Genomic DNA, 26,478 nt, shown 5'->3' with positions numbered 1-26,478 from the left:
CTACTCTCCCCTCACTGATTGACACTGCGCAACACGTTGTCGACGGCCGTGCCGAGCTTGTCGACGATCAGGTCGATCTCGTCCGCGGAGGCGATATAGGGCGGCGCCAGCAGCACATGGTCGCCGCGCACGCCGTCCACGGTGCCGCCGCCAGGATAGCAGCCAAGGCCGTTCGCAAAGGCTTCCGCCTTGATCTTCTGGTTGAGCTTGAGCGCGGGATCGAACGAGGCGCGGCTGGCGCGATCTTCGACCAGCTCGATCGCCCAGAACAGGCCGCGGCCCCTGATGTCGCCGACATGGCGGTGATTGCCGAAGCGCTCGGTCAGCCGCTGTTCGAGTTGCTTGCCGCGCTCCTTCACGCGGTCGAGCAGGCGGTCCTCGCGGATCACCTCCTGCACCGCGAGCGCCGCCGCGCAGGCGAGCGGGTGTGCGAGATAAGTATGGCCGTGCTGGAACGCGCCTGAGCCGGCACGGATGGTGTCGATGATCTTGCCGCTGGCGAGCATGGCCCCGATCGGCTGATAGCCGCCGCCGAGCCCCTTTGCGATGGCCTGGATGTCGGGCGCGATGCCCTCCTGCTCCCAGGCGTGTGTGGTGCCGGTGCGGCCCATGCCGCACATGACCTCGTCGAGAATGAGCAGCGCGCCGTGGCGGTCGCAAATCTCGCGCATGGCCTTGAAGTAGCCGTCGGGCGCCGTCACCGCTCCGGCGGTGGCGCCGACGACGGGCTCGGCGAGGAATGCCGCGACGGTGTCAGGTCCGAGTCGCTGAAACTCAGCCTCGAGCTCCGCCGCCAGGCGCGCCACGAACTGCACATCGGATTCGCCGTCGTGCTTCTCATGATAAGAAAAGGCCGGCGTCACGTGGCTGAAGGCGGCCGAGAGCAGGGGTGCGTAGGGCGCGCGGCGCCAGGCATTGCCGCCGGCGGCGAGCGCACCGAGTGTGTTGCCGTGGTAGCTCTGCCGCCGCGCGATGAAATGCTGCCGCTGCGGCTCGCCGCGCTCGATGAAATACTGCCGTGCGAGCTTGATGCTGGCTTCGATCGCCTCCGATCCGCCGCTGACGAAATAGGCATAGGCGAGGCCACCCGGCTCGTGCCCGACCAGCGTCTCGGCGAGAGCCTCGGCCGGCTCGGACGAGAAGAAGGCGGTGTGGGCATAGGCCAGCGTCGAAGCCTGCTTCGCCATCGCCGCGATCACGCGGGGATGCTGGTGGCCGAGGCACGAGACGGCCGCGCCGCCGGAGGCGTCGATGACGCGGCGCCCGTCCTCGGCGAAGAGATAGACGCCCTCGCCGCCGATCGCCTTGGGCGGCGTTTCTCGGAGCGAACGGTGCAGCACGCGGCTGGTGCGGGCGGCCATGGGTCAACCTTTCTCTGAAACATAGACGGAGGCGGCGGCAAGCCGCGCCTCGGTGGTCTCCAGGCGCTTCTTCGCGGCGGTGCCGCCGAGCGAGAACGTCACGGCAGCCAGCGCCTGTGCAATTGCGATTGCGCCGGTGAGGCTCGGGAAGAAGCCGGGCGAGGAGGCAGCCTCGAACAGCAGCAAATGGTCGGCGCCCTCGGCCATCGGCGCCGAAAGACTGTCCGTGATCGCGATCAGGGTTGCGCCGCTGCGATGGGCGGCCTGCGCGACGCGGACGCTTGCATGCGTGTAAGGCAGGAAGCCGACGACAATGACGGCTTCGCCAGGACGGAACGCGCCGAGGTCGAGATCGTCCGGACCGGATGTGCCGACGATCTGCACCTGCTCGGGACGAAACAGTCGGAGCTCGTAGTTCAGAAGTTCCGCGACGCTGCGGCAGCTGCGATAGCCCGCGATCCAGATCCGCTTGGCATCGTGCAGCGCGCGGGCGGCTTCCGCAATCGGTTGGGCCGGAATGCGCGGAAGGCCGGCGGCTTCGGCTTCGAGCTTGTCGGTGACGAGCGCGACGTCGGCATTGGGACCATGACGCCGGCTCTTCGCCCGGCCGGAGAACGGAGAGGTCTGCGACGGTCGCCGCGCTTCCGTCAATGCGGCGCGCAACTCGTCCCAGCCCGAATAGCCGATCGCCTTGGCGAGGCGCGTGAACGCGGTGGGATCGGCGCCGGCTTCCGCGGCGAGATCGCGCATCGAGCGGGTGGTGGCGTCGTAGTCGTTGGCGGCGACGAAGCGTCCGACCTCCTGCAGCCGCGTCGGGAGCGACGGCAAGGCGATGCGCAGTTCGCTCAGCGGCGAGGATTTCGCAAGCTCGACCATGAAACATTTGTTGCACGAAACAAAGTTTGGTGCAACAGTTGACGTGCGCTGCCGGAAATCGCTGCCTTGAGAAGGATTTTTGTGCCGTGACCGCCGATCATCCCAGACCGCCGCCGCGCCGCCGCTTGTTCGCGCCCGGGCGCAACGAATTGATGGGTCTGTTCTGGCAGCTCCTGGTGGTCGGGATCGCGGTCGGCGTGATCGCCTTCCTCTGGTCCAATACCGTCACCAACCTTTCGGCCCGCCGCATCACCACCGGCTTTGCCTTCCTCGGCCGAGAGGCCGGCATGCCCATCGCCGACGGCCTGCTGGCCTATAATCCGAGAGACACGTATTTCTGGGCGTTCGTCGTCGGCGTCGGCAATACGCTTCGCGTCGCCGTGATCGGGATCGTGCTCGCGACCATCCTGGGCACGGTGATCGGCATCTCGCGCTTGTCGGCGAACTGGCTGCTGTCGCGGCTCGCCGCGGTCTATGTCGAAACGCTCCGTGACATCCCGCTGCTGCTTCAGCTCCTGTTCTGGTACGTGCTGATGCAGGCGCTGCCGGCCGCGCGCGCGGCATGGCGGCCGGTCGAGGGCGTGTTCCTGTCCAATCGCGGCCTGATCCTGCCGGCCATTCCGCTCGGCCCGCTGCAGCTCTCGGTGCTCGCCACCGCCCTGCTCGGGTTCGCCGCGTTCTATCTCGTCCGGAGGCAGCTCATCGTGCAGCAGCTGCGCGACGGCAAGCCGCGACCGGCCTGGCCGTTCGCGCTCGGCCTGATCGTCGCGTTGCCTGCGATGGTGTCCGTGCTGCTCGGTGTGTCCTGGACGATCGAATGGCCGCAGTTGCGCGGCTTCAACTTCGTCGGGGGGCTGACGCTCGCCCCCGAATATTTCGCGCTGCTGATCGCGCTGGTGACTTACACCTCGGCCTTCATCGCCGAGATCGTGCGCAGCGGCATCCAGTCCGTGCCGCGCGGGCAGTGGGATGCCGCCAATGCGCTTGGTATGCGCCGCAGCTTCATGTTGCGACAGATCATCCTGCCGCAGGCGTTGCGGGTGATCGTGCCGCCGATGACGAGCCAGTATCTGAACCTGACCAAGAACTCCTCGCTCGCGGTCGCGATCGGCTATCAGGACGTGGTCTCGATTGCCAACACCACGCTGAACCAGACCGGCCAGGCCATCGAGGCGATTGCACTGATCATGGCGGTGTTCCTGACCATCAGCCTCTCCATCAGCTTCTTCATGAACTGGTACAATGCGCGTATCGCGCTGGTGGAGCGCTGAGCATGACGGTGATCGCCGATATCCCCGATGCGCCGCGTCGCGCCCGCCGTCCGCAGATTGGAAATCCCGTGCTGCGCTGGCTTCGCGCCAATCTGTTCTCGTCGATCCCGAACGGCATTTTGTCGGTCGTGCTGCTGGCAATTCTTGCCAAGGGCGTTTTCAGCTTTGTGCAGTGGGGCGTCGCGAACGCCGTGTGGCTGACGCCGGCGAACGATTCCAGCGCCTGCCGCGCGGTGCGTGGCGTCGGCGCCTGCTGGGCGATCATTCCCGAAAAATACCGCTTCATCCTGTTCGGCACCTATCCGTTCGACGAGCAGTGGCGGCCGGCATTGTCGGTGCTGCTGTTCATCGCGCTGTACTATCTGTCGACCCGCCGCGCGTTGTGGCGGCGCGAACTCGTCTTCCTCTGGATCGGTGCGCTCGCGCTGATCAGCGTACTGATGTGGGGCGGGGTGCTCGGTCTGTCCTTCGTCTCGCAGGACCGCTGGGGTGGCCTTCCCGTGACGCTGATCCTGGCGACGTTTGGCCTCGCATTCGGCTTTCCGCTCGGCATCCTCGTCGCGCTCGGCCGGCGCTCGAAGCTGCCGGCGATCCGCTCGCTCAGCGTGCTCTACGTCGAACTCATCCGCGGCGTGCCGCTGGTGAGCCTGTTGTTCATGGCGAGCGTGATGTTTCCACTGTTCATGCCCGCTGGATTCAACATCGACAAGCTGTTGCGCGCGCAGGTGGCGATCATCCTGTTCGCGGGCGCCTATCTCGCCGAGGTCATCCGCGGCGGCCTTCAGGCCGTGCCGCGCGGGCAATACGAGGCCGCGGATGCGCTTGGGCTGTCCTACTGGCGCAAGCACCGGCTGATCGTGCTGCCGCAGGCGATCCGCCACGTCATCCCGCCGCTGGTCAACACCTTCATCGCCTTCTTCAAGGACACCAGCCTCGTCCTCATCATCGGCATCTTCGACCTGCTGACGACAGCCAAGACCGCGATCATCGATCCCGCCTGGCAGCAATTCTCGGTCGAGATCTACATCTTCGTCGCCGCGATCTATTTCATCTTCTGCTTTGCGATGTCGCGCTACAGCCGCAGCCTGGAGGCGGCGAGGGGAGGGTGACGGTCCCGTGTCCCGGACAAGGTGCGGCGCCCTAGCGCTGCACCGCAGAGCCGGGACCCAGAGCCGCAAGCGAAGTCGTGGAGGGATGGGCCCCGGCTCTGCAGCGCACCGCCGAAGGGGCGCTGCGCCGCGTCCGGGGCACGAGAGGGGAGTTATTGCTTCACCTTCGGATCGATCGGCGTCGTGCCGCGCAGGCCCAAAATATCCTCCAGCACCTTCGCCCCGGCAATCACCTGCGCGTCCGCGCGCGGTGCGCCGACGACCTGCACGCCGACCGGCAGGCCTGATGCCGTGAAGCCGCACGGCAGCGACAGCGAGGGGCAGCATGCAAGTGTGATGGCATAGACGATGCCGAGCCACTCGACGTAATTGTCGAACCTCTTGCCGGCGCATTCGGCGACATAGCGGTGCTCGATCGGGAAGGGCGGCACGATCGTAGTCGGTGTCAGCAAGAGATCGTAGGTCTTGAAGAACTCGACCGCCCGGGCCGTCATGTCGACACGCTGCGCCTGGGCACGCGCGAGCTGCTCCACCGTGAGCTTGAGGCCTTCCTCGATGTTCCAGATCACCTCGGGCTTGAGCAGGTCGCGCTTCGTGCGCAGCAGATTGGCCTTGGTGATCGCGAAATCGAAGGCGCGCAGAACGTGGAAGCATTCATGCGCCTCACGCCAGTCCGGATGCGCCTCCTCGACGATGACACCGGCCTCGGCAAAGCGTTGGGCAGCCTTGCGCGTGATGGCCTTCACTTCGGGATCGACCGGGGTGATGCCGAGATCCGGTGAATAGGCGATGCGCTTCGGCTTCCTGCCCGCTTGGGCCGCCGACAGGAACGAGGTCGCCGGCGCCGGCAGCGACAGCGGATCGTCGGCGTAATCGCCGCTCATGGCGTCCAGCAGCAGCGCGAGGTCCTCGACGTTGCGCGCCATCGGGCCGACCACGCCGAGATTACGATCGATACCGGATTTCGGGGTATGGGCGACGCGGCCGATGCTCGGCCGCATGCCGACGACACCGCAGAACGCGGCGGGGCTGCGCAAGGAGCCGCCCATGTCGGAGCCCTGCGCCAGCCAGGCCATGCCGGTGGCCAGCGCCACCGCAGCGCCACCGGAAGAACCCGCCGCGGATTTCGTCGTGTCCCAGGGGTTGAGCGTCGCGCCGAACACTTCGTTGAACGTGTTGGCGCCCGCGCCGAATTCCGGCGTGTTGGACTTGGCGTAGACCACCGCGCCGTTGGCTTCGAGATTCTCGACCATGAGGTCGGACTTGGCGGGAATGTTGTCTTTGAAGATCGGCGAGCCCTGCGTGTTCAAGACGCCCGCAACATCGGTCAGATCCTTGATCGGCACCGGCAGGCCCGCAAGCAGCCCGCGCGCGCCGGCGGGTTTTCGCATCAAGGCCTTGGCGCTGTCCCGCGCGCGGTCAAAACAAAGCGTCGGCAGGGCGTTGACCTTGCCATCGACCTCTCTCACGCGCTTCTCGACCACATCGAGCAGCTCGAGCGGCGAGATGTCGCCGGACCGCAGCTTGTCGACGACGGCGCATGCGGTTTCGCGGATCAGGTCTTGAGACAATTATTTTACTCCTGTGCCTATTCTTGGTTCGTCATTGCGAGGAGCGAAGCGACGAAGCAATCCAGACTGGTTGCTACAGAGGCTCGCGGCGCTCGCAATGACGAGGATAAAGTTAACCCCAGCCGGCGCTGATGCCGCCGTCCACCGTGTAGATCACGCCCGACGTATAGCCGGCGCGATCCGACGCCAGGAACGCCATGAGGTCGCCGATCTCACGCGCATGCGCGGGACGGCCGAGCGGCAGGCTCTTCTGGAATTCCTTGTAGCGGCTCTCGTCGCCGAACTGGTGCTTGGCCCGCGTCTTGAGCAGCGTGACGTGGCGATCGGTGCCGACCGGGCCGGGATTGATGCCGACCACGCGGATGTTGTCGGCGAGGCTCTTGCCGCCGAGCGCGCGGGTGAAGGCCATCAGCGCGGCATTGCCGGCGCTGCCGCAGATGTAATTCGCGTCGAACTTCTCGCCGGCGGCGCCGATGTCGTTGACGATGACCCCGCCGCCTCTGGCCTTCATCTGCGCGTAGATATGCCGCGTCAGGTTGATGTACCCGAACACTTTCAATTCCCAGGCGTGGCGCCAGGTCGCTTCGTCGATCTTGTCGATCGAGCCACCGGGGATGTCGCCGGCATTGTTGACGAGCACGTCGATGTCGGCGGCTTCTTTCGCCAGCCGCGCGACGTCCTCTTCCTTGCGCAGATCGACGATGCTCGTTGCGGCATCGATCTGGTGCGCGGAACGCAATCGGTCGGCCAGCACCTTCAGCTGGTCGCCGCTACGGGCGGCAAGCAGGAGATGCGCGCCTTCCTCGGCGAACGCCTCGGCGGCGGCCGCGCCAATGCCCTTGGACGCGCCCGTGATCAGGACGCGCTTGCCACGCAGATGCAGATCCATGAGAGATACTCGCAGGTAGGAACAGGATCAAACCAGTAGGCGCCTCACCGCGCCACGGTCAACATTGCAGTGCAGCGTTGCACTGCCGACGCGTTTGGTCCATTGCAGTGCGGTCAAAAAAGGCGGCGGCTGCCGGACCAAAAAGGGACGTTCTCGATGAGCAAGAAACAATACCGGATCGCAGTCATTCCCGGCGACGGCATCGGCAAGGAAGTGATGCCCGAGGGCCTGCGCGTCCTGGAGGCTGCGGCGAAGAAGCACGGCGTCGCCCTGCATTTCGACCATTTCGACTTCTCGTCCTGGGACTATTACGAGAAGCACGGCCAGATGATGCCGGACGACTGGAAGGAGAAGATCGGCAAGCACGATGCGATCTATTTCGGCGCGGTCGGCTGGCCGGCCAAGATTCCGGACCACGTTTCGCTCTGGGGCTCGCTGATCAAATTTCGCAGGGAGTTCGATCAGTACGTGAACCTCCGTCCGGTACGGCTGATGCCCGGCGTGCCGTGCCCCCTAGCCAATCGCAAGCCCGGCGACATCGATTTCTGGGTGGTGCGCGAGAACACCGAAGGCGAATATTCCTCCGTCGGCGGCCGCATGTTCCCCGACACCGACCGCGAGTTCGTGACGCAGCAGACGGTGATGACCCGCACCGGCGTCGACCGCATCCTGAAGTTCGCCTTCGAGCTCGCGCAGTCGCGGCCGAAGAAGCATTTGACTTCGGCGACCAAGTCGAACGGCATCTCCATCACCATGCCCTATTGGGACGAGCGCGTGGAGGCGATGGCCAAGAAGTTTCCCGGCGTGAAGTGGGACAAGTATCACATCGACATCCTCACCGCGAACTTCGTGTTGCACCCGGATTGGTTCGACGTCGTGGTCGGCTCCAATTTGTTCGGCGACATCCTGTCGGACCTCGGCCCGGCCTGCACCGGAACGATCGGCATCGCGCCGTCAGGCAATATCAATCCCGAGGGCGATTTCCCCTCGGTGTTCGAGCCGGTGCACGGCTCGGCGCCCGATATCGCCGGCCAGGGCATTGCCAACCCGATCGGCGCGATCTGGTCGGGCGCGATGATGCTTGAGCATCTCGGCGAGAAGGAAGCCGGCAAGTCTATCGTCGAGGCGATCGAGCGTACGCTCGCCGAGCGCACGCTGCGGACCAAAGACCTCGGCGGCAATGCGGACACAACGGCATGCGGCAAGGCGGTCGCGGATATGGTGGATTGAGGCCGAGTTCTTGCCCTCTCCCCTTGTGGGCCCCTTGTGGGGGAGGGCGGCTCGCCGCGGAGCGGCGAGACAAGTGAGGGGCCTGTCTCCGCAGGCACCGACCTCTGCCCAACCAGCGTTGCTCGCGGTGAGAACCCCTCATTCGGCGCTTCGCGCCACCTTCTCTCACAAGGGGAGAAGGAAGGCGCGCGTTGAGCGTTGAGCCGTTCAGCCTGCGATCTTCTCGATCGCCGCCGGATCGAGCCCGAACTTCTTTCCGGCCTCCAGAATCTCCCGCCAAGTGGTCGGGTCGACCGGAATGCCTTCGGCGAGGCGCTTTGTCTTGGTCTCGCGCTCGGGCTCGCCTGCAATCTTCACCTTGTCGACGCCGGGGCCGGGCGGCGAGCCGGTGTGCCAGGCGACGAAGCTCTCGACCTCGCGCGCAAGGTTCTCGCCGGTGCCGAGCTTGGCGGGATCGATGACGATCGAGAGCATGCCGTTGAGGACGTTGTGCTTGCCGTCGGACGGGCCCTTGACGACCTGTCCGCCGGAGAGCGCGCCGCCGAGGATTTCGCACACCAGCGCAAGCCCCGAGCCCTTGTGCTCGCCGAAGGGAAGGATGGCGCCGTAGGGCGGGATCACGGAGTAGCGCGGATTGACGGTCGGGTTGCCCTCATTGTCGATGATGGTGCCGGGCTCGAGCTCGACGCCCTTGTTGTGGGCGACGCGCGTCTTTCCTTGCGCGATTTTGCTGGTGGCGAAGTCGAGCACGATCGGGTCCTTACCCCTGCGCGGAATGCCGACGCAGAACGGGTTGGTGCCGTGGCGCGCATCGCTGCCGCCCCAGGGTGCCACGATCGGGCGCGAGATCACGTTGACGAAGTGGATCGAGACCAGACCGTGGTCGATGCACTGCTCGGCCCAGTGGCCGATGCGGCCGATGTGATGCGAATTGGAAAGGCCGACGAGGCACACGCCGCTCTTCTTGGCACGCTCGGCTGCGAGCTCCATCGCCTCATGGCCGATCACCTGGCCGTAACCGGTGAGGCCGTCGAGGGTGAGCAGCGGACCGGTGTCGAGCACGGTCTTGACGTGCGCGTTCACGGCGAGGCCGCCATTGGTGACGCTCTGGACATAGCGCGGGATCATGCCGACGCCGTGCGAGTCGTGCCCCTTGAGGTTGGCCTCGACGAGATTGGTGGACACGAGCTCGGCCTCGCGGTCGGAAGAGCCGCCGGCCTTGACGATGGCATGGATGGCCTTGGTGAGCGGGTCTGCCTTGATGATGCGATAGTCGGCCATTGTTGTTGCTCTTATCCTTTCACGATCCGGCGGCAATGAACCAATGCCGCTTCGATCAGGTTCTCGCTGGCCTCGGGCGTGCGGAACGCCGAATGCGCCGACAGCGTCACGTTCGGAATCTTCGTCAGCGGATGATCGCCGGGCAGGGGCTCGGTGTTGAACACGTCGAGGCCGGCATGGCGGATGTGGCCGGACTTCAACGCGTCGATCATCGCCGCTTCGTCGACGATCGCGGCGCGGGCGGTGTTGACGAAGATGACGCCCGGCTTCATCTTGCCGATCTTCTCGCGCGTGATCATGCCGCGCGTCTCGTCGTTGAGCAGCAGGTGCAGCGACACCACGTCGCTCTTCGCCAGCAGTGTGTCGAGATCGGTGAACTCGACGCCCGGATGGCTCTTCGGTGACCTGTTCCAGGCGATCACCTTCATGCCGCTGCCCGAGGCAATGCGCGCGACCTCCGCGGCGATGCCGCCGAAGCCGATCAGCCCGAGCGTCTTGCCGGTGAGCTGCATGCCGTCCTCGCGCAGCCAGTTGCCGGCGCGCATCTCGCGGTCCATCATCGCGATGACGCGGGCCGAGGCCCACATCAGCGCGATCGCGGATTCCGCCACGGCCGTGTCGCCGTAACCCTTGATCAGATGCACGGAGATGCCGAGATCGGCGAGTTCTTCCGGATTCATGTAGCTGCGCGCGCCGGTGCCGAGGAACACGACGTGCTTGAGGCCGGTGCACTTCTTTGCGATTTCGGTCGGCAGTGCCGTGTGGTCGACGATCGCGATTTCGGCGCCATCGAGGATCTCAGGGTATTGCTCGGGCTTGATATCGGGATTCCTGTGGATCCGCACCCCGGGATCACCCGGCTTCGTCAACCGCTCCATGATCACGGCCAAGGTTTCGTTGGCGTCGACGAATACTCCGCGCATGGCTCTCTCCGGTCAGGACGCGACGCCGGCGATCGCCAGCACGGTGTGCATGAGAACGTTGGTGCCCGCGGCGCAGTCGGCCTGTGTTGCGTCTTCCAGCTCGTTGTGGCTGATGCCGTCCTTGCAGGGCACGAACACCATCGCCGCCGGCATCTTGGTGTTGAGGTTGCACGCGTCGTGGCCGGCGCCGGAGGTGATGCGCCGCGAGGAATAGCCGAGCGTCTTTGCGGCGTTCTCGACGGCTGCGATCAGCTTGGGATCGAAATGCGTCGGCGGCTTGCGCCAGACCAGATCAATCTTGACCTCGACCTTGCGGCGCGCGGAGATCTCGGCAATGGCAGCGCGCAGATCGCGATCCAGCGCATCCATGATCGTGCCGTCCGCGCTGCGGCAGTCCACGGTGAAGGCGATCTCGCCGGGAATGACGTTGCGCGAGGGGTTGGCGATCACGGCCTCGCCGATGGTGCCGACCGCGTTCGGCCCGTGCTTCCTGGCGATCGCCTCCATCGCCAGCACGATCTCCGACAGCGTAGCCAGTGCATCGCGGCGCAGCGGCATCGGGGTCGAGCCGGCATGGCTCTCGAAGCCGGAGATCTTGCCGTCGTACCACAAGACACCCTGTCCGGAATCGACGACGCCAATGGTCTTGCCTTCCGCTTCCAGAATCGGGCCCTGCTCGATGTGCAATTCGACGAAGCAGCCGAGCTTCTGGAAACCGACCGGCTTGTCGCCGCGATAGCCGATGCTGTCGAGCGCCTGGCCGACGGTCGTGCCATCAATATCCTTGCGCGACAAAATGTCGTCGGTAGTGAAGTCGCCGACATAAGCCGCGGAGGCCATCATCGCCGGTGCGAAGCGCGAGCCCTCTTCGTTGGTCCAGTTGACCACGCAGATCGGCGCCTCGGTCTCGATGCCGGCATCGTTCAGCGTGCGGATGACTTCCAGCGCGCCGAGCGTCCCCAAAATGCCGTCATACTTGCCGCCGGTCGGCTGGGTGTCGAGATGCGAGCCGATACCGACCGGGAGCTTCGACATGTCGCGCCCCTTGCGCAGGCCGAACTGGGAGCCGAGCGCATCGGTGTGCACCTCGAGGCCGGCGTCCTCGCAGGCCTTGCGGAACCAGTCGCGCACCTGCTTATCCTCGGCACTCAATGTCAGCCGCCGCACGCCGCCCTTGGCCGTCGCGCCGAATTGCGCGGTCTCGTGGATGGAGCCCCAGAGGCGGGCGGAATCGATTTGCAAATTGGTGGCGGCTCGGCTCATGCGTTCGTTCTCTCGATTGTCCGGCGCCTTTTTCAATGACCCGCCAGCGCGGGCGCGTCAACCGCGAGGCTGCTCTGCGCAATCTGCCGAGCCAGCTCGGCGACGCGCTCCACGGCGACGACGTCGGGAGAGGCGAGCCAGCTTGCGGTGAAGGTCAGCGGCGCGATGGCAAGATCGGTGTCGAGCAGTTGCAGCCGCCCGTCGGCGAGCTCGTTCTCGACGATGGCGTCGGGGATCACGGCAACGCCGAGCCCTTCCACCGCCATGTGGATGACCGTCGCCAGCGAAGCGGACGCGTGCAGGCGGATCGGCGGCAGCTCCGGCCGGTCGAACACCTCGCGTACGACCTCGTAGGGCTTGGTCTTGCGCGGGAAGGTGATGATCGGAAATCGCGCGAGATCCGCCGGCGTCACCGGGCCGTTGCCGAGGCCGAGCGAGGGGCTTGCGAGAAAGCCGATCGGATAATCGGCGAGCACGCGGTTGTGCACGCCGGAGGCGGACAGCGGGCCGACGACGAACGCAAGCTCGATCTCCTGTGCGAGCAGGCGCGCGGTGAGGTTCGGCGTGATGTCGACCTCGATCTCCAGCGACAGGTTCGGATACACCTGATTCACGCTCTTTACGAGGCGCGGCAGCCAGGTGTGCACGATGGTCTCGGCGACGCCGAGCCGCATCACCCCGCGCATCGCCGACCGGTCGCCGATCTCCGCCATCATCTGAGCGCGCAGGCCGATCAGCTTCTCCGCATAGACCATCATCTGCCGGCCGCTCGGCGTCGGCGAGGCGACGCGATGATCGCGGTTGAGCAGCTTCACGCCCATCTCCCGCTCGAGCTGGGCGATGCGCTGGGAGATCGCCGGCTGGGTCGTGTTGAGCCTTTGCGCAGCGCCGCGGAAGCTGCCGAGCTTAACAACCCAGAGGAATGTCTCGATCGACCTGAAGTCCAGCATTGGAAGGATTTCCCAATCGATAAATTAGATTTATCGAGATTGATTAGAAACGACGATTAGACTTTATAGCACGCTTGGTGTTGGCTTGTCCTTGTCGAGTTTATAGGCAGGTCGAATACATGACTGTTTTGGTGGCAGCGCAGCAAACTGAAACGCCCGACGCCCTCCCGAGCCGCACGGCCCGGCTCGCCTACCGCGAGGGGCTGGTCGCCTCCACCGCCGGCGTCGCCCCCGGTTTCGTGCAGGGCAATCTGGCGATCCTGCCGGCGGAATATGCCGGCGCCTTTCACCGCTTCTGCCAGCTCAATCCGAAGCCGTGCCCGATCATCGGCATGTCCGACGTCGGCAGTCCCTTCATCCCCTCGCTCGGTGCCGATCTCGACATCCGCACCGACGTGCCGCGCTACCGGGTCTGGCGCGACGGTGAGGTCGTGGACGAGCCGACCGACGTCACCAAACATTGGCGCGACGATCTCGTCACCTTCGTGCTCGGCTGCTCGTTCTCGTTCGAAGAGGCGCTGCTCGACGAGGGTATGCCGATCCGCCACATCGAGAAGAACGTGCGCGTGCCGATGTACCGCACCAACATCGCCTGCGGCGAGGCGGGGCCGTTCGCAGGTCCCATGGTGGTGTCGATGCGCCCGTTCAAGCCGGCGGATGCGATCCGCGCGGTGCAGATCACCTCGCGCTATCCCGCCGTGCACGGCGCGCCCGTGCATCTCGGCCATCCGCATCTGATCGGCATCAAGGATATCGCCAAGCCCGACTACGGCGATCCGGTGCCCGTCGCCGACGACGAGATCCCGGTGTTCTGGGCCTGTGGGGTTACGCCGCAATCGGTGATCAACGCCGCGAAGCTTCCGTTCGCGATCACGCATTCGCCCGGCCTGATGCTGGTGACGGATCTCAAGAACAGGACCATGGCCGTGATTTAGTGGGCAGCATTTGCTGCTTCTTCGAGCTTTACCGCATCCATCAATCGCTTCATTCGATCAACCGAAATTCAGTCACAGAGGACTCTGCCATGACGATCACTCGCCGCGACGTATTGTTAGGTGCCACCGCCACCGCTGCGCTGGTGCCGCTCGCTGCACGCGCACAGACTTCGGAAGTCGTGATCGGCGTGATCTATCCGTTCTCCGGCGGCAGCGCCCAGCAGGGCGTCGACGCGCAGAAGGCCTATGAGACCGCGCTCGAGGTCATCAACAAGGACACCGATTTCGACCTGCCGTTGGCGAAGGGCGAGGGCCTGCCGGGCCTCGGCGGCGCAAAGATCCGCCTCGTGTTCGCCGACCACCAGGCCGATCCGCAGAAGGGCCGCGCCGAGGCCGAGCGCCTGATCACGCAGGAGAAGGTCAGCGCCATCATCGGTACCTATCAGAGCGCCGTCGCCGTCACCGTCAGCCAGATCTGCGAGCGCTATCAGGTCCCGTTCGTTTCCGCCGACAATTCCTCGCCGAGCCTGCATCGCCGCGGCCTCAAATATTACTTCCGCGCCGCGCCGCATGACGAGATGTACTCGGCCGCCATGTTCGACTTCTTCGATGCCATGAAGAAGAAGGGCACCAAGATCGAGACGCTGTCGCTGTTCCACGAGGACACCATCTTCGGCACCGACTCCGGCAACGCCCAGGCCAAGATCGCCGGCGAACGTGCCTATAAGATCGTCACCGACATCAAGTATCGCGCCAACTCGCCCTCGCTCTCGGCCGAGGTGCAGCAGCTCAAGTCCGCCAACGCCGACGTGCTGATGCCCTCGAGCTACACCACCGACGGCATCCTGCTGGTCAAGACCATGGCCGAGCTCGGTTACAAGCCGAACGCGATCGTGGCGCAGGACGCCGGCTTCTCCGAGAAGGCGCTCTATGATGCCGTCGGCGACAAGCTCGAAGGCGTGATCTCGCGCGGCACCTTCTCGCTCGACCTCGCGCAGAAGCGCCCGATGGTCGGCAAGATCAACGAGATGTTCAAGTCGCGCTCGGGCAAGGACTTCAACGATCTGACCTCGCGCCAGTTCATGGGCCTGATCATCCTTGCCGACGCCATCAGCCGCGCCAAGTCGACCGACGGCGAGAAGATCCGCGATGCGCTGGCGGCGACCGACATCCCGGGCGAGCAGACCATCATGCCCTGGAAGCGCGTCAAGTTCGACGAGATGGGCCAGAACAACGACGCCGACCCGGTGCTGCTGCAATATGTCGGCGGCAAGTTCGTCACCATCTTCCCGCCGCAGGCCGCGATCGCCGAGGCGATCTGGCCGATGAAGTAAGCGCTGCGGGGACAGCGGAGCAGGCGCTGTGGGAAGCAAGCTGCTCCCACATCGTCATTGCGAGGAGCGAAGCGACGAAGCAATCCAGACTGCTTCCTCGGAAACATTTCTGGATTGCTTCGCTTCGCTCGCAATGACGAAACCTGTTGTGACGTTTCGAACGGGGGACGACTTTTGACAGCCCAAGCCATTATCCAAAGTCTCGCAAGCGGCCTGCTCATGGGCCTGCTATACGGACTGATCGCCGTCGGCCTCGCGCTGATCTTCGGCCTGATGGACGTCACGAACTTCGCCCATGGCGAGTTCCTGATGATCGCGATGTACCTGTCCTTCTTCCTGTTCGCGTTCTTCGCCATCGACCCCTTGCTGTCGGCGCCGCTGGTCGCCGCGGCGCTCTTCATCTTCGGAGCGGTTGTCTACCTGCTCATTGTACGCTTCGCCATGCGGGCCAAGGCCAATGCCGGCATGGTGCAGATCTTCACGACCTTCGGCCTTGCCATCGTCATGCGCGGCCTCGCGCAGTTCTTCTTCACGCCGGACTATCGCAGCATTCCCCATTCCTGGCTCGGCGGTAAGACCATCTCGATTGCCGGCATCTTCCTGCCGGAGCCGCAGCTGGTTGGCGCGCTGGTCTCGATCCTCGCCTTTGCCGGCCTCTATTTCTTCATCCACCGCACCGATTTCGGCCGCGCACTGGAAGCCACGCGCGAAGATCCCGGTGCGGTCGCGCTGGTCGGCATCGACAAGAACCGCGTGTTTGCGTTCGGCTGGGGCCTTGGCGCCGCGCTGGTTGGTCTCGCCGGCGCGATCATGGCGAGCTTCTTCTACATCTACCCTGATGTCGGTGCGTCCTTTGCCCTGATCGCCTATGTCACGGTGGCGCTCGGCGGCTTCGGCAGCGTGTTCGGCGCCTTTGCCGGCGGCATCATCGTCGGCCTCGTCGAAGCCACCACCGCCCTGGTGCTGCCGCCTTCGCTGAAATCGGTCGGCATCTACGCGGTCTATCTGCTGGTCGTCTTCATCCGGCCGCGCGGCCTGTTCGGATCGATCTGATGGACAAGGAATTTGCAGCGCGGCGCCGCCGCGACCTCATCATCGCCGCGGTGCTCGCCGCGATTGCCGCAGCGACGCCATTGTTCGTGAAGGACGTCGTCGTCCAGAACATCCTGATCCTGACCTTGATGTATGCGGGACTGTCGCAAAGCTGGAACATCCTGTCCGGCTATTGCGGGCAGATCTCGCTCGGGCACGCGCTGTATTTCGGCCTCGGGGCCTACACCACCGAGCTGCTGTTCACGAAGTTCGGCGTGCTGCCCTGGTTCGGCATGCTGGCCGGCGGCGTGGTGTCGGCGCTGATCGCGATGGGGCTCGGCTATCCCTTCTTCCGCCTGCGCGGCCACTACTTCGTGATCGCCACCATCGTCATCGCCGAAATCGGCCTGCTGCTGTTCCACAATTGGGAATGGGCGGGCGCTGCGATGGGCATCACCATTCCGATCCGCGGCGACAGCTGGCTGAAATTCCAGTTCCTGCGCACCAAGCTGCCGTATTTCTATTTCGCGCTGGCGCTGTGCTGCATCGCCTGGTTCGTCACCTGGTGGCTGGAAAACTCCAAATGGGGCTTCTGGTGGCGCGCGGTGAAGGACAATCCGGACGCGGCCGAGAGCCTCGGTGTCGACGTGTTCAATTCCAAAATGGGTGCAGCGGCAGTCTCCGCTTTCCTGGTCGCCATCGGCGGCAGCTTCTACGCCCAGTTCGTCTCCTACATCGATCCAGAAAGCGTCATGGGCTTCCAGTTTTCGCTGCTGATGGCGTTGCCCGCGGTGCTCGGCGGTATCGGCACCTTGTGGGGGCCGGTGTTGGGGGCCGCCATCCTGATCCCGCTGACGGAGCTGACGCGCTTCAAGTTCGGCGGCTCGGGGCGTGGTGTCGACCTCATCGTCTATGGCACGCTGATCGTGCTGATTTCACTGGCCTTGCCGCGGGGCCTCCTCAGCCTGTTCTCACGCCCGAAGAAGACGGGAGCCACACGATGACCCCGCTTCTCGAAACCCGCGGCGTCTGGCAGCGCTTCGGCGGCCTCGTCGCCAACAGCGACGTCTCGATCTCGGTCGGCCGCGGCGAGATCGTCGGCCTGATCGGCCCGAACGGCGCCGGCAAGTCGACGCTGTTCAATCTCATCGCCGGCGTCTTGCCGCCGACGCAAGGCTCGATCCTGTTCGACGGCGAGGACGTCACCCGCATGCCGGCGGCCGAGCGCTGCCAGCGCGGCGTCGGGCGCACCTTCCAGGTGGTCAAGAGCTTCGAGACCATGACCGTCATCGACAACGTCATCGTCGGTGCGCTGGTGCGCAACACGGTGATGCGCGAGGCGCGCCGCAAGGCGCTTGAAGTGCTGGAGTTCACCGGCCTTGCAGCCCGCGCCCACGTGCTCGCCAGCGACCTCGTGCCGGCCGAGAAGCGCCGCCTTGAAGTCGCGCGCGCGCTCGCGACCGAGCCAAAATTGCTGCTGCTCGACGAAGTCCTCACCGGCCTGACGCCGACCGAGGCGCAGACCGGCGTGGCGCTGGTGCGCAAGGTGCGTGATGCCGGCATCACTGTGCTGATGGTCGAGCACGTCATGGAGATCGTGATGCCGCTGGTCGACCGCGCTATCGTGCTCGACCTCGGCAAGGTGCTGGTCGAGGGCAAGCCAAACGATGTCGTCCGCGATCCCAAGGTGATCAAGGCATATCTGGGAGATCGTCATGCTGTCGGTGCGTGAAGTCACGACCGCCTATCAGGGTCTGGTCGCGATCTCCGCGGTCAGTATCGAGGTCACCAAGGGCGAGATCGTCTGCGTCGCTGGCGCCAACGGCGCGGGCAAGTCGACGCTGCTGAAGTCGATCGCCGGTGCCGAGCGACCGCGTTCGGGCAGCGTCACCTTCGACGGCAAGCGCCTCGACGGCATGGCGCAGCATCACATCACCGCCACCGGCATCGCCTATGTGCCGGAGAACCGCCGCCTGTTTCCGCGCCTGTCGGTGCGCGACAATCTACGCCTCGGCAGCTATCTCTACCGCGGCGAAGCCGACCGCGAGGGACCGCTCGATCTCGTCTTCCAGCTGTTCCCGCGGCTCGCCGAGCGCCTCGATCAGCGCGCCGAAACGCTCAGCGGCGGAGAGCAGCAGATGCTCGCCATCGGCCGCGCGCTGATGACGCGTCCGCGGCTGTTGATGCTGGACGAGCCCTCGCAAGGCATCATGCCGAAACTGGTCGACGAGATCTTCCAGGCGGTGCTGCGCATCCGCGATGCCGGCATGACCGTGCTGATCGTCGAGCAGCGCATGGCCGAGTGCCTGGAGATAGCCGACCGCGCCTACATCCTGCAAACCGGCCGCGTGCTGATGCAGGGCCCGGCGGCTGAGATCAGGGGCAATCCGGACGTGCGCAAGGCGTATCTGGGACTGTAGCGGTAGAGTGTTAGGCCCGCTCGCGCAACATACTCGCTGTCATCGCCCGCGAAGGCGGGCGATCCAGTGCTCCGAGACGCCAACGAGATACGGATAAGCCGCAGCGTACTGGATTCCCCGCCTTCGCGGGGAATGACAGTGGTGGACGAGTTCAATGTTCGTGCCCATGCTCCGGCAGTGTCACCCCGAACACCTTCACCAGATCGGTCACCTGCTCCGGCGAGAGATACCGCGGGTTCATCCCGCGCAGCAGCAGGTACAGCTTCGCGGTCTCCTCCAACTCCTCGGTCGCGAACACCGCCGCTTCCAGCGTGTCACCTGCGACGACAGGGCCGTGATTGGCGAGCAGCACGGATGAGTATTTTCCCGCCAATCCCTTGATCGCATCGGCCACCGCGGGATCGCCGGGCCGATAATACGGCACGAGCGCGGTGGCGCCGCATTTCATTAGGTAATAGGCCGTCATCGGCGGCAGCGCTGCGCGCGGGTCGATCTCGGGCAGCATCGACAGCGCGACCGAATGGGTGGAGTGCAGATGCACGATCGCCTTCGCGCTGCCGCGTGTGTCGTAAAGCGCGGTGTGCAGCGGAACTTCCTTGGTCGGCGCATCGCCTGAAACCAGCCGGCCCTGATCGTCCAGGCGCGACAGCCGCGCCGGATCGAGGAAACCGAGCGAGGCGTTGGTCGGCGTCACCAGCCAGCCGCCGCCGTCCAGCCTGACGCTGATATTGCCGGAGGAGCCCGGCGTCAGCCCACGCTCGAACAGGGACCGTCCGAAGCGGCAGATGTCTTCGCGCAGCCTCGTTTCGTTGCTCGTCTCGTTCCTCATGGCCGTCATGCCCCTTTGTCTCACGCTTTGGCAGCGCGACCAAGCCGTGTTATCGGTTCGTCGAGCCCGCCGCAAAGGCCGGCCGTCCAGGAAACGTTCGCAAGGGTTAGTTGCATGTCCGCCTCCACGCCACAAAATCAGCGCATCGCCGTCATCGGGCTCGGCTCGATGGGGTACGGCATGGCGACCTCGCTGAAGCGCGCCGGCCACGCGGTCACCGGTTGCGATGTTTCGGCTGACGTCGTGGCGCGTTTCGTGAAGGAGGGCGGGGCGGGAGCAAAGACGCCCGCCGAGGCAGCCAAGGACGCCGACATCGTCGTCAGCGTCGTCGTCAATGCCGCGCAGACCGAGACGATCCTGTTCGGCAAGGACGGCGCCGCCGAGACCATGCCGAAGGGCAGTGTGTTCGTCTCCTCCGCCACCATGGACCCCGATGTGGCGCGACGTCTCGCCAAGCAGCTCGAGGCGACCGGCCGGCATTATCTCGATGCGCCGATCTCCGGCGGTGCACAGCGCGCCGCGCAAGGCGAGCTGACGATTCTGGCCTCCGGCAGTGCCGCGGCCTTTGCGAAAGCACGGCCCGCGCTCGATGCCATGGCCGCAAAGCTCTACGAGCTGGGTGATGCCGCCGGCCAAGGCGCCGCCTTCAAGATGATCAACCAGCTGCTGGCCGGCGTGCATATCGCCGCCGCGTCGGAGGCGATGGCGTTTGCCGCCAAGCAGGGCCTCGACATCCGCAAGGTCTATGAGGTGATCACCGCGTCCGCCGGCAATTCGTGGATGTTCGAGAACCGCATGCCGCACGTGCTGGACGGCGATTACACGCCGCGTAGCGCCGTCGAGATTTTCGTCAAGGACCTCGGCATCATCCAGGACATGGCGCGCAGCGCCCGATTCCCCGTGCCGGTCTCCGCCGCCGCGCTCCAGATGTTCCTGATGACATCAGCAGCCGGCATGGGCCGCGACGACGACGCGTCGGTGGCGCGGATGTATGCGCAGGTCACCGGCGTGAAGCTGCCCGGCGACAAGTAAGCAAGAGGACTCCCATGCCGCGTTTTGCCGCCAATCTCTCGATGATGTTCACCGAGGTGCCGTTCCTCGATCGCTTCGATGCCGCCGCTGCAGCCGGCTTCACCGCGGTTGAGTTTCTCTTTCCGTACGATCATCCCGCCGAGGCGGTCGGCGAGCGGCTCAAGCGCAACGGCCTGACCCAGGCGCTGTTCAACCTGCCGCCGGGCGACTGGAATGCCGGCGAGAAGGGCTTTGCGGCGCTGCCCGCGCGCTTCAATGATCTCAAGGCGAGCCTCGAGACGGCGCTGCCCTACGCCAAGGCGACCGGCGTCAAGCGCCTGCATTTGATGGCAGGCATCGCCAACCGCGGCGAGCGCGTCGCGATCGAGGCGTTCTACAAGTCGGTGGCATGGGCCGCGGAATTCTTCGCACCGCACGGCATCGACATCGTGATCGAGCCGATCAACGCCCGCAACGTGCCCGGCTACTTCCTCAACGATTTCGGCTTCGCGCGCGACCTGATCCAGGAGCTGAGGCTTGCGAACCTCAAGCTCCAGTTCGACATCTATCACTGCCAGATCATCCATGGCGACGTCACCATGCGGCTGCGCGAGATGATGCCGATCATCGGCCATATCCAGATCGCCAGCATCCCCTCGCGCAACGAGCCCGACGGCGAGGAGCTGAACTACCCGTTCCTGTTCGCTGAACTCGATCGTCTCGGCTATGCCGGCTTCGTCGGCTGCGAGTACAATCCGCGCGGCAAGACCACCGACGGCCTTGCCTGGTTCAAGCCCTACGCTGGAGTGAAGCCGTGACACTTGCAGCGAACATTGCTCTTGGCTGCATCGCCGACGACTACACCGGCGCATCCGATCTCGCCAACACGCTGACGCGCGCGGGCCTGCGCACCGTGCAGACCATCGGCGTGCCGCCGGACGATCTCGCGCTGCCCGAGGTCGATGCCGTCGTGGTGTCGCTGAAGAGCCGCTCGATCGAGGCCGGCCTTGCCGTCACGCGTTCGCGCGCGGCGGACAAATGGCTGCGCAGCCGCGGCGCGAGTCATGTGCTGTTCAAGATCTGCTCGACCTTCGATTCCACCGATGCGGGCAATATCGGCCCCGTCATGGACGCGCTCCGCGCCGATTGCGGTGAGGCGAACGTGCTGGTGACGCCGGCCTTTCCGGAGACCGGCCGCACCGTGTACCAGGGCAATTTGTTCGTCGGCGCCGTGCCGCTCAACGAGAGCCCGCTGAAGGATCATCCGCTCAACCCGATGCATGATTCCAATCTGGTGCGCGTGCTCGCGCGCCAGAGCGGGACGCAAATCGGTCTCATCGACCTCGCCACCGTGACGCGCGGAGCCGATGCCGTGCGGGCGCGGCTGGCCGAGCTCGCCAGCAAGGGCGTCGGCGCGGCCATCATCGACGCCGTGTTCGACCGCGACCTCGAGACCATCGGCCTTGTGGCCAGCGAACATCGTCTGTCGGTCGGCGCCTCCGGCATCGGCCTCGGGCTTGCGCGCGCGCTGGTGTCGACGGGGAAAGTCAAAGCAGCCAAGGCGAGCGGCGAGACCGGCGCCGCCGTCGGCGGACCGGCGGCTTGCCTCGCCGGCAGTTGCTCCCAGGCCACGCTTCAGCAGATCGCCAACGCCGAACGGGTCATGCCGGTGTTACACCTCGATCCGGACGGTATCATTACGGGGGGCGGCGAAGCACAGCGCGCGCTGGAGTGGGCGAGGTCGCGGCTTGCGGAGGGCCCCGTGCTCATTGCCTCAAGTGCCACGCCCGACCAGGTTGCCGCATTGCAGGCGCGCCACGGCCGTGACGCGGCCGGCCACGCGATCGAGCAGGCCATGGCCGATATTGCAGAAAACCTCGTAAAATCAGGCGTCCAGCGGCTGGTCGTCGCCGGCGGGGAGACGTCCGGTGCCGTGGTGGATCGGTTGAAGATCCCCGGATTTCTCGTGGGAGTCGAGATCGCGGCAGGCGTCCCGGTGCTTCATTCGGTGGGCGGCAAAGCCGACATGCTGCTCGCCTTGAAGTCCGGAAACTTCGGCGGCGCCGAGTTTTTCTCCGACGCGCTGAGGCTCATGCGCTGAACGCAGGGCATTTTTAGCTGCCTGTTCACATATTTCGGGTTTCCGTACTCATACGGAGTCGTAGTTAACGTCTGCTCAGGTGCTCTGGTGTTGGATGTCGGTGCTGCTCCCTTTGGTTGATTCGTAACTTCAGCATGCGCGTGCCGCGCCAGCACAAAGAGACCCGATTATGCTCGCCACCATTTCCATCCGCGCCAAGATCATCAGTGTCGTGGCGTTCCTGCTGGTCGCGATGGCCGGTATGGGCCTGCTCGCCATCACGAAGATGCGGTCGATGAATGCCAACACCGTCGACATCACCACGAACTGGATGCCCAGCGTGCGGGTGCTCGGCGAACTTCGGGCGAGCGTCATCACCTACCGCAATGTGGTCCGCCAGCACATGCTTTCGGAAACGCTGGACGAGAAACTCGCCAACGAAAAGACGGCTGTGACAGTGATCGAGGCGCTTGCCAAGATCCGCACTCGTTACGAGGCGATGATCAGCTCCCCGGAGGAGCGTGCGCTCTACAACGAGTGGTCAAAACTCTGGAACGACTACAAGAAGGGCACCGAGGAGGTGATGTCGCTCTCGCGCAAGGAGGCCGGCAAGGTTCCGCACGAGGCGCAGGAGCTGAACACCAAGACGGTCAACAAGATCGGTCTTGCGTCGGATGAGGTCCTGACGAAGGACATCGAGCTCAACAACAAGGGCGGCGATCAGGCGGCGCAGGATGCCGCGGACAGCTACGCCTTTGCCTTCATGCTGGTCTCGGTCATTCTCGGCGTCGCCGTCGTCATCGGCATGGGCGTCGGCTTCTATCTCGTCCAGGACGTCTCGAAGGGCATCAACTCGATCATCGAGCCGATGCAGGCGCTGGGCAACGGCGACCTCTCCGCCGAGGTCCCGCATCGCGGCGAGAAGACGGAGATCGGCGCCATGGCCGACGTGCTCCAGATCTTCAAGGAGGCGCTGATCGCCAAGAAGGCCGCGGACGAGGCTGCGGCCGCGGATGCCGAAGCCAAGATCGAGCGCGGCCGCCGCGTCGACAACATCACCCGCGACTTCGAAACCATGATCGGCGAGATCGTCCAGACCGTGTCGTCGGCGTCGACCCAGTTGGAGGCCTCCGCCTCGACGCTGACCTCGACCGCCGACCGCTCCCAGAGGCTGGCGACGACGGTTGCCAGCGCTTCGGAGGAAGCCTCGACCAACGTGCAGTCGGTGGCCTCGGCGACCGAGGAAATGGCCTCGTCGGTCGGCGAGATCAGCCGTCAGGTGCAGGAATCGGCGCGGATGGCGGGCGATGCCGTCGGCCAGGCGCGCGTCACCACCGAGCGCGTCAGCGAACTGTCCAAGGCCGCCGCCCGCATCGGCGACGTCGTCGAGCTGATCAACACCATCGCCGGCCAAACCAACCTGCTCGCGCTGAACGCAACCATCGAGGCCGCCCGTGCCGGTGAGGCCGGCCGCGGCTTCGCGGTGGTGGCGTCCGAGGTGAAGGCGCTGGCCGAGCAGACCGCGAAGGCGACCGGCGAGATCGGTCAGCAGATCTCCGGCATCCAGGCCGCGACCAACGATTCGGTCGGCGCCATCAAGGAGATCTCCTCGACCATCGAGCGCCTCTCGGAGATCTCCTCGGCGATCGCAGCGGCGGTGGAAGAGCAGGGCGCGGCGACGCAGGAGATCGCCCGCAACGTGCAGCAGGCGGCGCAGGGCACCCAGCAGGTTTCCTCCAACATCACCGACGTGCAGCGTGGCGCGACCGAGACCGGCACGGCTTCTTCGCAAGTGCTATCGGCGGCCCAGATGCTGTCCAACGATTCCGGCCGGTTGAAGAACGAGGTCAGCAAGTTCCTGACCAACGTCCGCGCGGCCTGACCTTCTGCGACGGGTATCGGACTACGCGAGAGCGGCGCCATCGGCGCCGCTCTTTTGCTTTAGGCGCCGCTATCGGCCTCTCATGAGATATTTTTCACGTGGGTCGTACGGTTCCAAATCTTTACGGGTTCCGAACTCCGGGAACCTTAACTCGGCGCAGTTTTTCGGAGGCTCAATCGTGCAGCTGCTTTCATTTTCCGCCATTCGTTCCATCCAATTGAAGATCGCCCTGATCGCCGGCCTCTGCCTCGCGGTCACCTGCGTTGTGCTGATCGGCTACGGGGTTTTCTCGGCGCAGAGCATGAACCAGTACGTGACCCAGGAGGTCATGCAGCTGGTCGACCGCCAGACCAAGGAGAGCCTGATGAACCGGGCCTCCGCCGAAGCCAACGCGATCAAGGCCGAGCTCGAGGTGGGCTTTGATGCTGCGCGCACCACAGCGCATGCCTTCGCGACCCTGGCCGACGAGAAGACCGGTACCCCGGTCGCGGCCCGGCGCGCCCAGTTCAACGCGCTCCTGCGTCACGTGCTCGAACTCAACCCCGCCTTCAACGGCACCTACTCGGCCTGGGAGCCGGGCGCGCTGGATGGCGATGACGCGGCGTTCAAGGGGCGCAAGGAGGTCGGATCGGACAACACCGGCCGCTTCTTGCCGTATTGGACGCGCAACGCCAACGGCGATATCGCGGTCCAGCCGCTGGTCGAGTACGACAGCAGCGAGCGGCATCCCAACGGCTTGGTGAAGGGCGCTTGGTACATCAATCCGAATACCACGGGTAAGGAGAACATCCTGGGCCCGCTGCCCTACATCGTTCAGGGCAAGGCGGTGTTCCTGGCGACCATGTCGGTGCCGGTCGTGATCGGCGGCAAGTTCCGCGGCGTCGCCGGCGCCGACTACAATCTCGACTTCGTGCAGAAGCTCGCCCTCAAGATCAACGGCTCGCTGTTCGAGGGCAAGGGCAAGGTCGCGATCCTCAACGACACCGGCCTGATCGTTGCCAACAGCGCAAACCAGGAGGTGATCGGCAAGAACGCGTCGGAAGCCGATCCGCGCTGGAGCGAGAGCCTCGCCATCGTCAAGGCCGGCAAGAGCACGGTGCAGGACGATCCGAAGTTCGCCAATATCGACATCTATGCGCCGATCCGCTTCGGGCTCACCGAGAACGCGTGGTCGGTCGTGATCTCGATCCCGCGCGACGTCGTGCTGGCCTCCGCACGGCAATTGGATGCCTCGCTCAGCGCCCGTGCGACATCCAGCACGTTCTGGCAGCTCGGTGTCGGCCTCGTCATCGTGCTGGCGGCGATCTTCCTGATCTCGTTCGCCGCACGCAAGATCGCGCGGCCGATCCAGGATTGCGCCAATTTCGCCGACGGTATCGCCAAGGGCGATTTCAACCAACAGCTCGAGATCGATCAGGCCGACGAGGTCGGCAGGCTCGCGACGTCGCTGAGTTCGATGCAGGGTGACATCAAGCGCAGCATCGAGCAGCGCGCTCAGGACCAGGCCACTGCCGATCGCGAGCGCAAGCGCAGCATGAACGAGCTGGCCGACAGCTTCGAGGCACAGGTGGGCGGCATCGTGGAGACGGTCTCGGCCGCATCCGGCGCGCTGGAGAGCTCGGCGGGATCGCTGAGCTCGACCGCCGAGCGGGCGCAACAGCTCGCCTCCGTCGTCGCTGCCGCGTCCGACCAGGCTTCGGGCAACGTGCAATCGGTCGCTTCGGCGACCGAGGAGATGGCCTCGTCGGTGGGGGAGATCAGCCGCCAGGTGCAGGAATCGGCGCGGATGGCGAACGATGCCGTCGGCCAGGCGCGCGCCACCACCGAGCGTGTCAGCGAGCTGTCGAAGGCCGCCGCCCGCATCGGCGACGTCGTCGAACTGATCAACACCATCGCCGGCCAGACCAATTTGCTGGCCTTGAACGCCACCATCGAGGCGGCGCGTGCGGGCGAAGCCGGCCGTGGCTTCGCGGTGGTCGCTTCCGAGGTGAAGGCCCTCGCCGAGCAGACCGCGCGGGCAACCGGGGAGATCGGCCAGCAGATTTCCGGCATCCAGGTGGCGACCAACGATTCGGTCGGCGCCATCAAGGAGATCTCCTCGACCATCGAGCGTCTGTCGGAAATCTCATCGACAATTGCGGCGGCGGTGGAAGAGCAGGGCGCGGCGACCCAGGAGATCGCCCGTAACGTGCAGCAGGCGGCGCAGGGAACTCAGCAGGTTTCCTCCAATA

Annotated in this window: 23 protein-coding genes; 14 read left to right on the top strand and 9 right to left on the bottom strand. The window is 65.2% G+C overall.

The annotated features are described in order from the left end of the window. Window positions 1-11: 11 nt before the first annotated feature. Both SE92_RS13600 and SE92_RS13595 read right to left on the bottom strand, forming a co-directional pair. Window positions 12-1,361, bottom strand: coding sequence for an aspartate aminotransferase family protein (locus tag SE92_RS13600; RefSeq protein WP_063196185.1), 1,350 nt, complete (start codon window positions 1,359-1,361; stop codon window positions 12-14). A 3-nt stretch (window positions 1,362-1,364) separates the two neighbouring features. After that, a complete protein-coding gene (locus SE92_RS13595) occupies window positions 1,365-2,237 on the bottom strand; it encodes a MurR/RpiR family transcriptional regulator (protein WP_063196183.1) in 873 nt (290 codons plus the stop codon). Between the two features lie 86 nt (window positions 2,238-2,323). Between SE92_RS13595 and SE92_RS13590 the strand changes: the two genes are divergently transcribed. Together SE92_RS13590 and SE92_RS13585 are read left to right on the top strand one after the other, a co-directional pair. Continuing rightward, on the top strand, window positions 2,324-3,508 hold the full coding sequence (locus SE92_RS13590) for an amino acid ABC transporter permease (protein WP_063196181.1): 1,185 nt from the start codon (window positions 2,324-2,326) through the stop codon (window positions 3,506-3,508). Between the two features lie 2 nt (window positions 3,509-3,510). Beyond that, window positions 3,511-4,617, top strand: coding sequence for an amino acid ABC transporter permease (locus SE92_RS13585; RefSeq protein ID WP_063196179.1), 1,107 nt, complete (start codon window positions 3,511-3,513; stop codon window positions 4,615-4,617). A 152-nt stretch (window positions 4,618-4,769) separates the two neighbouring features. On the opposite strand, the gene SE92_RS13580 is transcribed toward SE92_RS13585, so the two are convergent. Further along, entirely contained in the window at window positions 4,770-6,188 is a 1,419-nt protein-coding gene (locus tag SE92_RS13580; RefSeq protein WP_063196177.1) for an amidase, read from the bottom strand. A gap of 112 nt (window positions 6,189-6,300) precedes the next feature. Then, window positions 6,301-7,077: an SDR family oxidoreductase gene (locus SE92_RS13575; protein ID WP_063196175.1), complete on the bottom strand. Its 777-nt coding sequence runs from the start codon at window positions 7,075-7,077 to the stop codon at window positions 6,301-6,303. A 156-nt stretch (window positions 7,078-7,233) separates the two neighbouring features. On the opposite strand from SE92_RS13575, the gene SE92_RS13570 reads away from it, so the two are divergent. Next, window positions 7,234-8,307 carry a tartrate dehydrogenase gene (locus SE92_RS13570; protein ID WP_063196172.1) on the top strand — a complete coding sequence of 358 codons (1,074 nt, stop codon included), beginning with the start codon at window positions 7,234-7,236 and terminating at the stop codon, window positions 8,305-8,307. A 207-nt stretch (window positions 8,308-8,514) separates the two neighbouring features. Here SE92_RS13570 and SE92_RS13565 read toward each other — a convergent pair whose 3' ends face one another. Genes SE92_RS13565 through SE92_RS13550 form a run of 4 tightly spaced genes read right to left on the bottom strand, consistent with a single transcriptional unit; the run spans window position 8,515 to window position 12,724 of the window. Continuing rightward, window positions 8,515-9,588, bottom strand: a complete 1,074-nt coding sequence (locus SE92_RS13565) for a malate/lactate/ureidoglycolate dehydrogenase (protein WP_063196170.1) — start codon at window positions 9,586-9,588, stop codon at window positions 8,515-8,517. A gap of 11 nt (window positions 9,589-9,599) precedes the next feature. After that, on the bottom strand, window positions 9,600-10,511 hold the full coding sequence (locus SE92_RS13560) for an NAD(P)-dependent oxidoreductase (RefSeq protein WP_063196168.1): 912 nt from the start codon (window positions 10,509-10,511) through the stop codon (window positions 9,600-9,602). Window positions 10,512-10,523: 12 nt separating this feature from the next. Further along, entirely contained in the window at window positions 10,524-11,774 is a 1,251-nt protein-coding gene (locus SE92_RS13555; protein ID WP_063196166.1) for a Zn-dependent hydrolase, read from the bottom strand. Window positions 11,775-11,806: 32 nt separating this feature from the next. Next, entirely contained in the window at window positions 11,807-12,724 is a 918-nt protein-coding gene (locus tag SE92_RS13550; protein WP_063196164.1) for a LysR family transcriptional regulator, read from the bottom strand. Window positions 12,725-12,843: 119 nt separating this feature from the next. On the opposite strand from SE92_RS13550, the gene SE92_RS13545 reads away from it, so the two are divergent. The 6 genes from SE92_RS13545 to SE92_RS13520 all read left to right on the top strand — a co-directional run bounded on the left by SE92_RS13545 (window position 12,844) and on the right by SE92_RS13520 (window position 18,445). Then, window positions 12,844-13,659 carry a putative hydro-lyase gene (locus SE92_RS13545; RefSeq protein WP_063196162.1) on the top strand — a complete coding sequence of 272 codons (816 nt, stop codon included), beginning with the start codon at window positions 12,844-12,846 and terminating at the stop codon, window positions 13,657-13,659. Window positions 13,660-13,748: 89 nt separating this feature from the next. Next, the gene (locus tag SE92_RS13540; protein ID WP_063203507.1) at window positions 13,749-14,993 is read left to right on the top strand and encodes an ABC transporter substrate-binding protein; all 1,245 of its coding nucleotides are present in this window, start codon (window positions 13,749-13,751) and stop codon (window positions 14,991-14,993) included. A 174-nt stretch (window positions 14,994-15,167) separates the two neighbouring features. Continuing rightward, the gene (locus SE92_RS13535; protein WP_063196160.1) at window positions 15,168-16,046 is read left to right on the top strand and encodes a branched-chain amino acid ABC transporter permease; all 879 of its coding nucleotides are present in this window, start codon (window positions 15,168-15,170) and stop codon (window positions 16,044-16,046) included. Continuing rightward, window positions 16,046-17,029, top strand: coding sequence for a branched-chain amino acid ABC transporter permease (locus SE92_RS13530; protein WP_063196158.1), 984 nt, complete (start codon window positions 16,046-16,048; stop codon window positions 17,027-17,029). Before SE92_RS13535 ends, SE92_RS13530 begins: the two co-directional genes overlap by 1 nt. Beyond that, entirely contained in the window at window positions 17,026-17,757 is a 732-nt protein-coding gene (locus SE92_RS13525) for an ABC transporter ATP-binding protein (protein ID WP_063196156.1), read from the top strand. Before SE92_RS13530 ends, SE92_RS13525 begins: the two co-directional genes overlap by 4 nt. Then, on the top strand, window positions 17,741-18,445 hold the full coding sequence (locus SE92_RS13520; RefSeq protein WP_063196154.1) for an ABC transporter ATP-binding protein: 705 nt from the start codon (window positions 17,741-17,743) through the stop codon (window positions 18,443-18,445). The genes SE92_RS13525 and SE92_RS13520 overlap by 17 nt, the downstream gene beginning before the upstream one ends. A gap of 151 nt (window positions 18,446-18,596) precedes the next feature. Here SE92_RS13520 and otnC read toward each other — a convergent pair whose 3' ends face one another. Then, the gene (otnC, locus tag SE92_RS13515; RefSeq protein WP_063196152.1) at window positions 18,597-19,283 is read right to left on the bottom strand and encodes a 3-oxo-tetronate 4-phosphate decarboxylase; all 687 of its coding nucleotides are present in this window, start codon (window positions 19,281-19,283) and stop codon (window positions 18,597-18,599) included. 105 nt (window positions 19,284-19,388) lie between these two features. Between otnC and ltnD the strand changes: the two genes are divergently transcribed. From ltnD to SE92_RS13490, 5 genes are all read left to right on the top strand, one after another. Beyond that, window positions 19,389-20,306, top strand: a complete 918-nt coding sequence (gene ltnD, locus SE92_RS13510; RefSeq protein ID WP_063196150.1) for an L-threonate dehydrogenase — start codon at window positions 19,389-19,391, stop codon at window positions 20,304-20,306. 14 nt (window positions 20,307-20,320) lie between these two features. Continuing rightward, complete coding sequence (otnI, locus tag SE92_RS13505) at window positions 20,321-21,103, top strand: 2-oxo-tetronate isomerase (RefSeq protein ID WP_063196148.1); 783 nt, start codon at window positions 20,321-20,323, stop codon at window positions 21,101-21,103. Beyond that, window positions 21,100-22,386 carry a 3-oxo-tetronate kinase gene (gene otnK / locus SE92_RS13500; protein ID WP_063196146.1) on the top strand — a complete coding sequence of 429 codons (1,287 nt, stop codon included), beginning with the start codon at window positions 21,100-21,102 and terminating at the stop codon, window positions 22,384-22,386. Before otnI ends, otnK begins: the two co-directional genes overlap by 4 nt. 169 nt (window positions 22,387-22,555) lie before the next feature. After that, a complete protein-coding gene (locus SE92_RS13495) occupies window positions 22,556-24,247 on the top strand; it encodes a methyl-accepting chemotaxis protein (RefSeq protein WP_063196145.1) in 1,692 nt (563 codons plus the stop codon). A gap of 178 nt (window positions 24,248-24,425) precedes the next feature. After that, window positions 24,426-26,478 (top strand): methyl-accepting chemotaxis protein (locus SE92_RS13490; RefSeq protein WP_084251805.1); only part of this gene is annotated, 2,053 nt, incomplete at its 3' end.

This window comes from Bradyrhizobium sp. AT1 (assembly GCF_001590795.1).
Classification (GTDB): Bacteria; Pseudomonadota; Alphaproteobacteria; order Rhizobiales; family Xanthobacteraceae; genus Bradyrhizobium.
This window is presented reverse-complemented; position numbering and strand designations above follow the sequence as displayed.

Excerpts from the sequence above, each read along its gene's own strand:
- SE92_RS13600 (WP_063196185.1), bottom strand. The coding sequence starts at position 1,361 with ATGGCCGCCCGCACCAGCCGCGTGCTGCACCGTTCGCTCCGAGAAACG.
- SE92_RS13595 (WP_063196183.1), bottom strand. The coding sequence starts at position 2,237 with ATGGTCGAGCTTGCGAAATCCTCGCCGCTGAGCGAACTGCGCATCGCC.
- SE92_RS13585 (WP_063196179.1), top strand. The coding sequence starts at position 3,511 with ATGACGGTGATCGCCGATATCCCCGATGCGCCGCGTCGCGCCCGCCGT.
- SE92_RS13575 (WP_063196175.1), bottom strand. The coding sequence starts at position 7,077 with ATGGATCTGCATCTGCGTGGCAAGCGCGTCCTGATCACGGGCGCGTCC.
- SE92_RS13570 (WP_063196172.1), top strand. The coding sequence starts at position 7,234 with ATGAGCAAGAAACAATACCGGATCGCAGTCATTCCCGGCGACGGCATC.
- SE92_RS13565 (WP_063196170.1), bottom strand. The coding sequence starts at position 9,588 with ATGGCCGACTATCGCATCATCAAGGCAGACCCGCTCACCAAGGCCATC.
- SE92_RS13560 (WP_063196168.1), bottom strand. The coding sequence starts at position 10,511 with ATGCGCGGAGTATTCGTCGACGCCAACGAAACCTTGGCCGTGATCATG.
- SE92_RS13555 (WP_063196166.1), bottom strand. The coding sequence starts at position 11,774 with ATGAGCCGAGCCGCCACCAATTTGCAAATCGATTCCGCCCGCCTCTGG.
- SE92_RS13550 (WP_063196164.1), bottom strand. The coding sequence starts at position 12,724 with ATGCTGGACTTCAGGTCGATCGAGACATTCCTCTGGGTTGTTAAGCTC.
- SE92_RS13545 (WP_063196162.1), top strand. The coding sequence starts at position 12,844 with ATGACTGTTTTGGTGGCAGCGCAGCAAACTGAAACGCCCGACGCCCTC.
- SE92_RS13540 (WP_063203507.1), top strand. The coding sequence starts at position 13,749 with ATGACGATCACTCGCCGCGACGTATTGTTAGGTGCCACCGCCACCGCT.
- SE92_RS13530 (WP_063196158.1), top strand. The coding sequence starts at position 16,046 with ATGGACAAGGAATTTGCAGCGCGGCGCCGCCGCGACCTCATCATCGCC.
- SE92_RS13525 (WP_063196156.1), top strand. The coding sequence starts at position 17,026 with ATGACCCCGCTTCTCGAAACCCGCGGCGTCTGGCAGCGCTTCGGCGGC.
- SE92_RS13520 (WP_063196154.1), top strand. The coding sequence starts at position 17,741 with ATGCTGTCGGTGCGTGAAGTCACGACCGCCTATCAGGGTCTGGTCGCG.
- otnC (WP_063196152.1), bottom strand. The coding sequence starts at position 19,283 with ATGACGGCCATGAGGAACGAGACGAGCAACGAAACGAGGCTGCGCGAA.
- ltnD (WP_063196150.1), top strand. The coding sequence starts at position 19,389 with ATGTCCGCCTCCACGCCACAAAATCAGCGCATCGCCGTCATCGGGCTC.
- otnI (WP_063196148.1), top strand. The coding sequence starts at position 20,321 with ATGCCGCGTTTTGCCGCCAATCTCTCGATGATGTTCACCGAGGTGCCG.
- SE92_RS13495 (WP_063196145.1), top strand. The coding sequence starts at position 22,556 with ATGCTCGCCACCATTTCCATCCGCGCCAAGATCATCAGTGTCGTGGCG.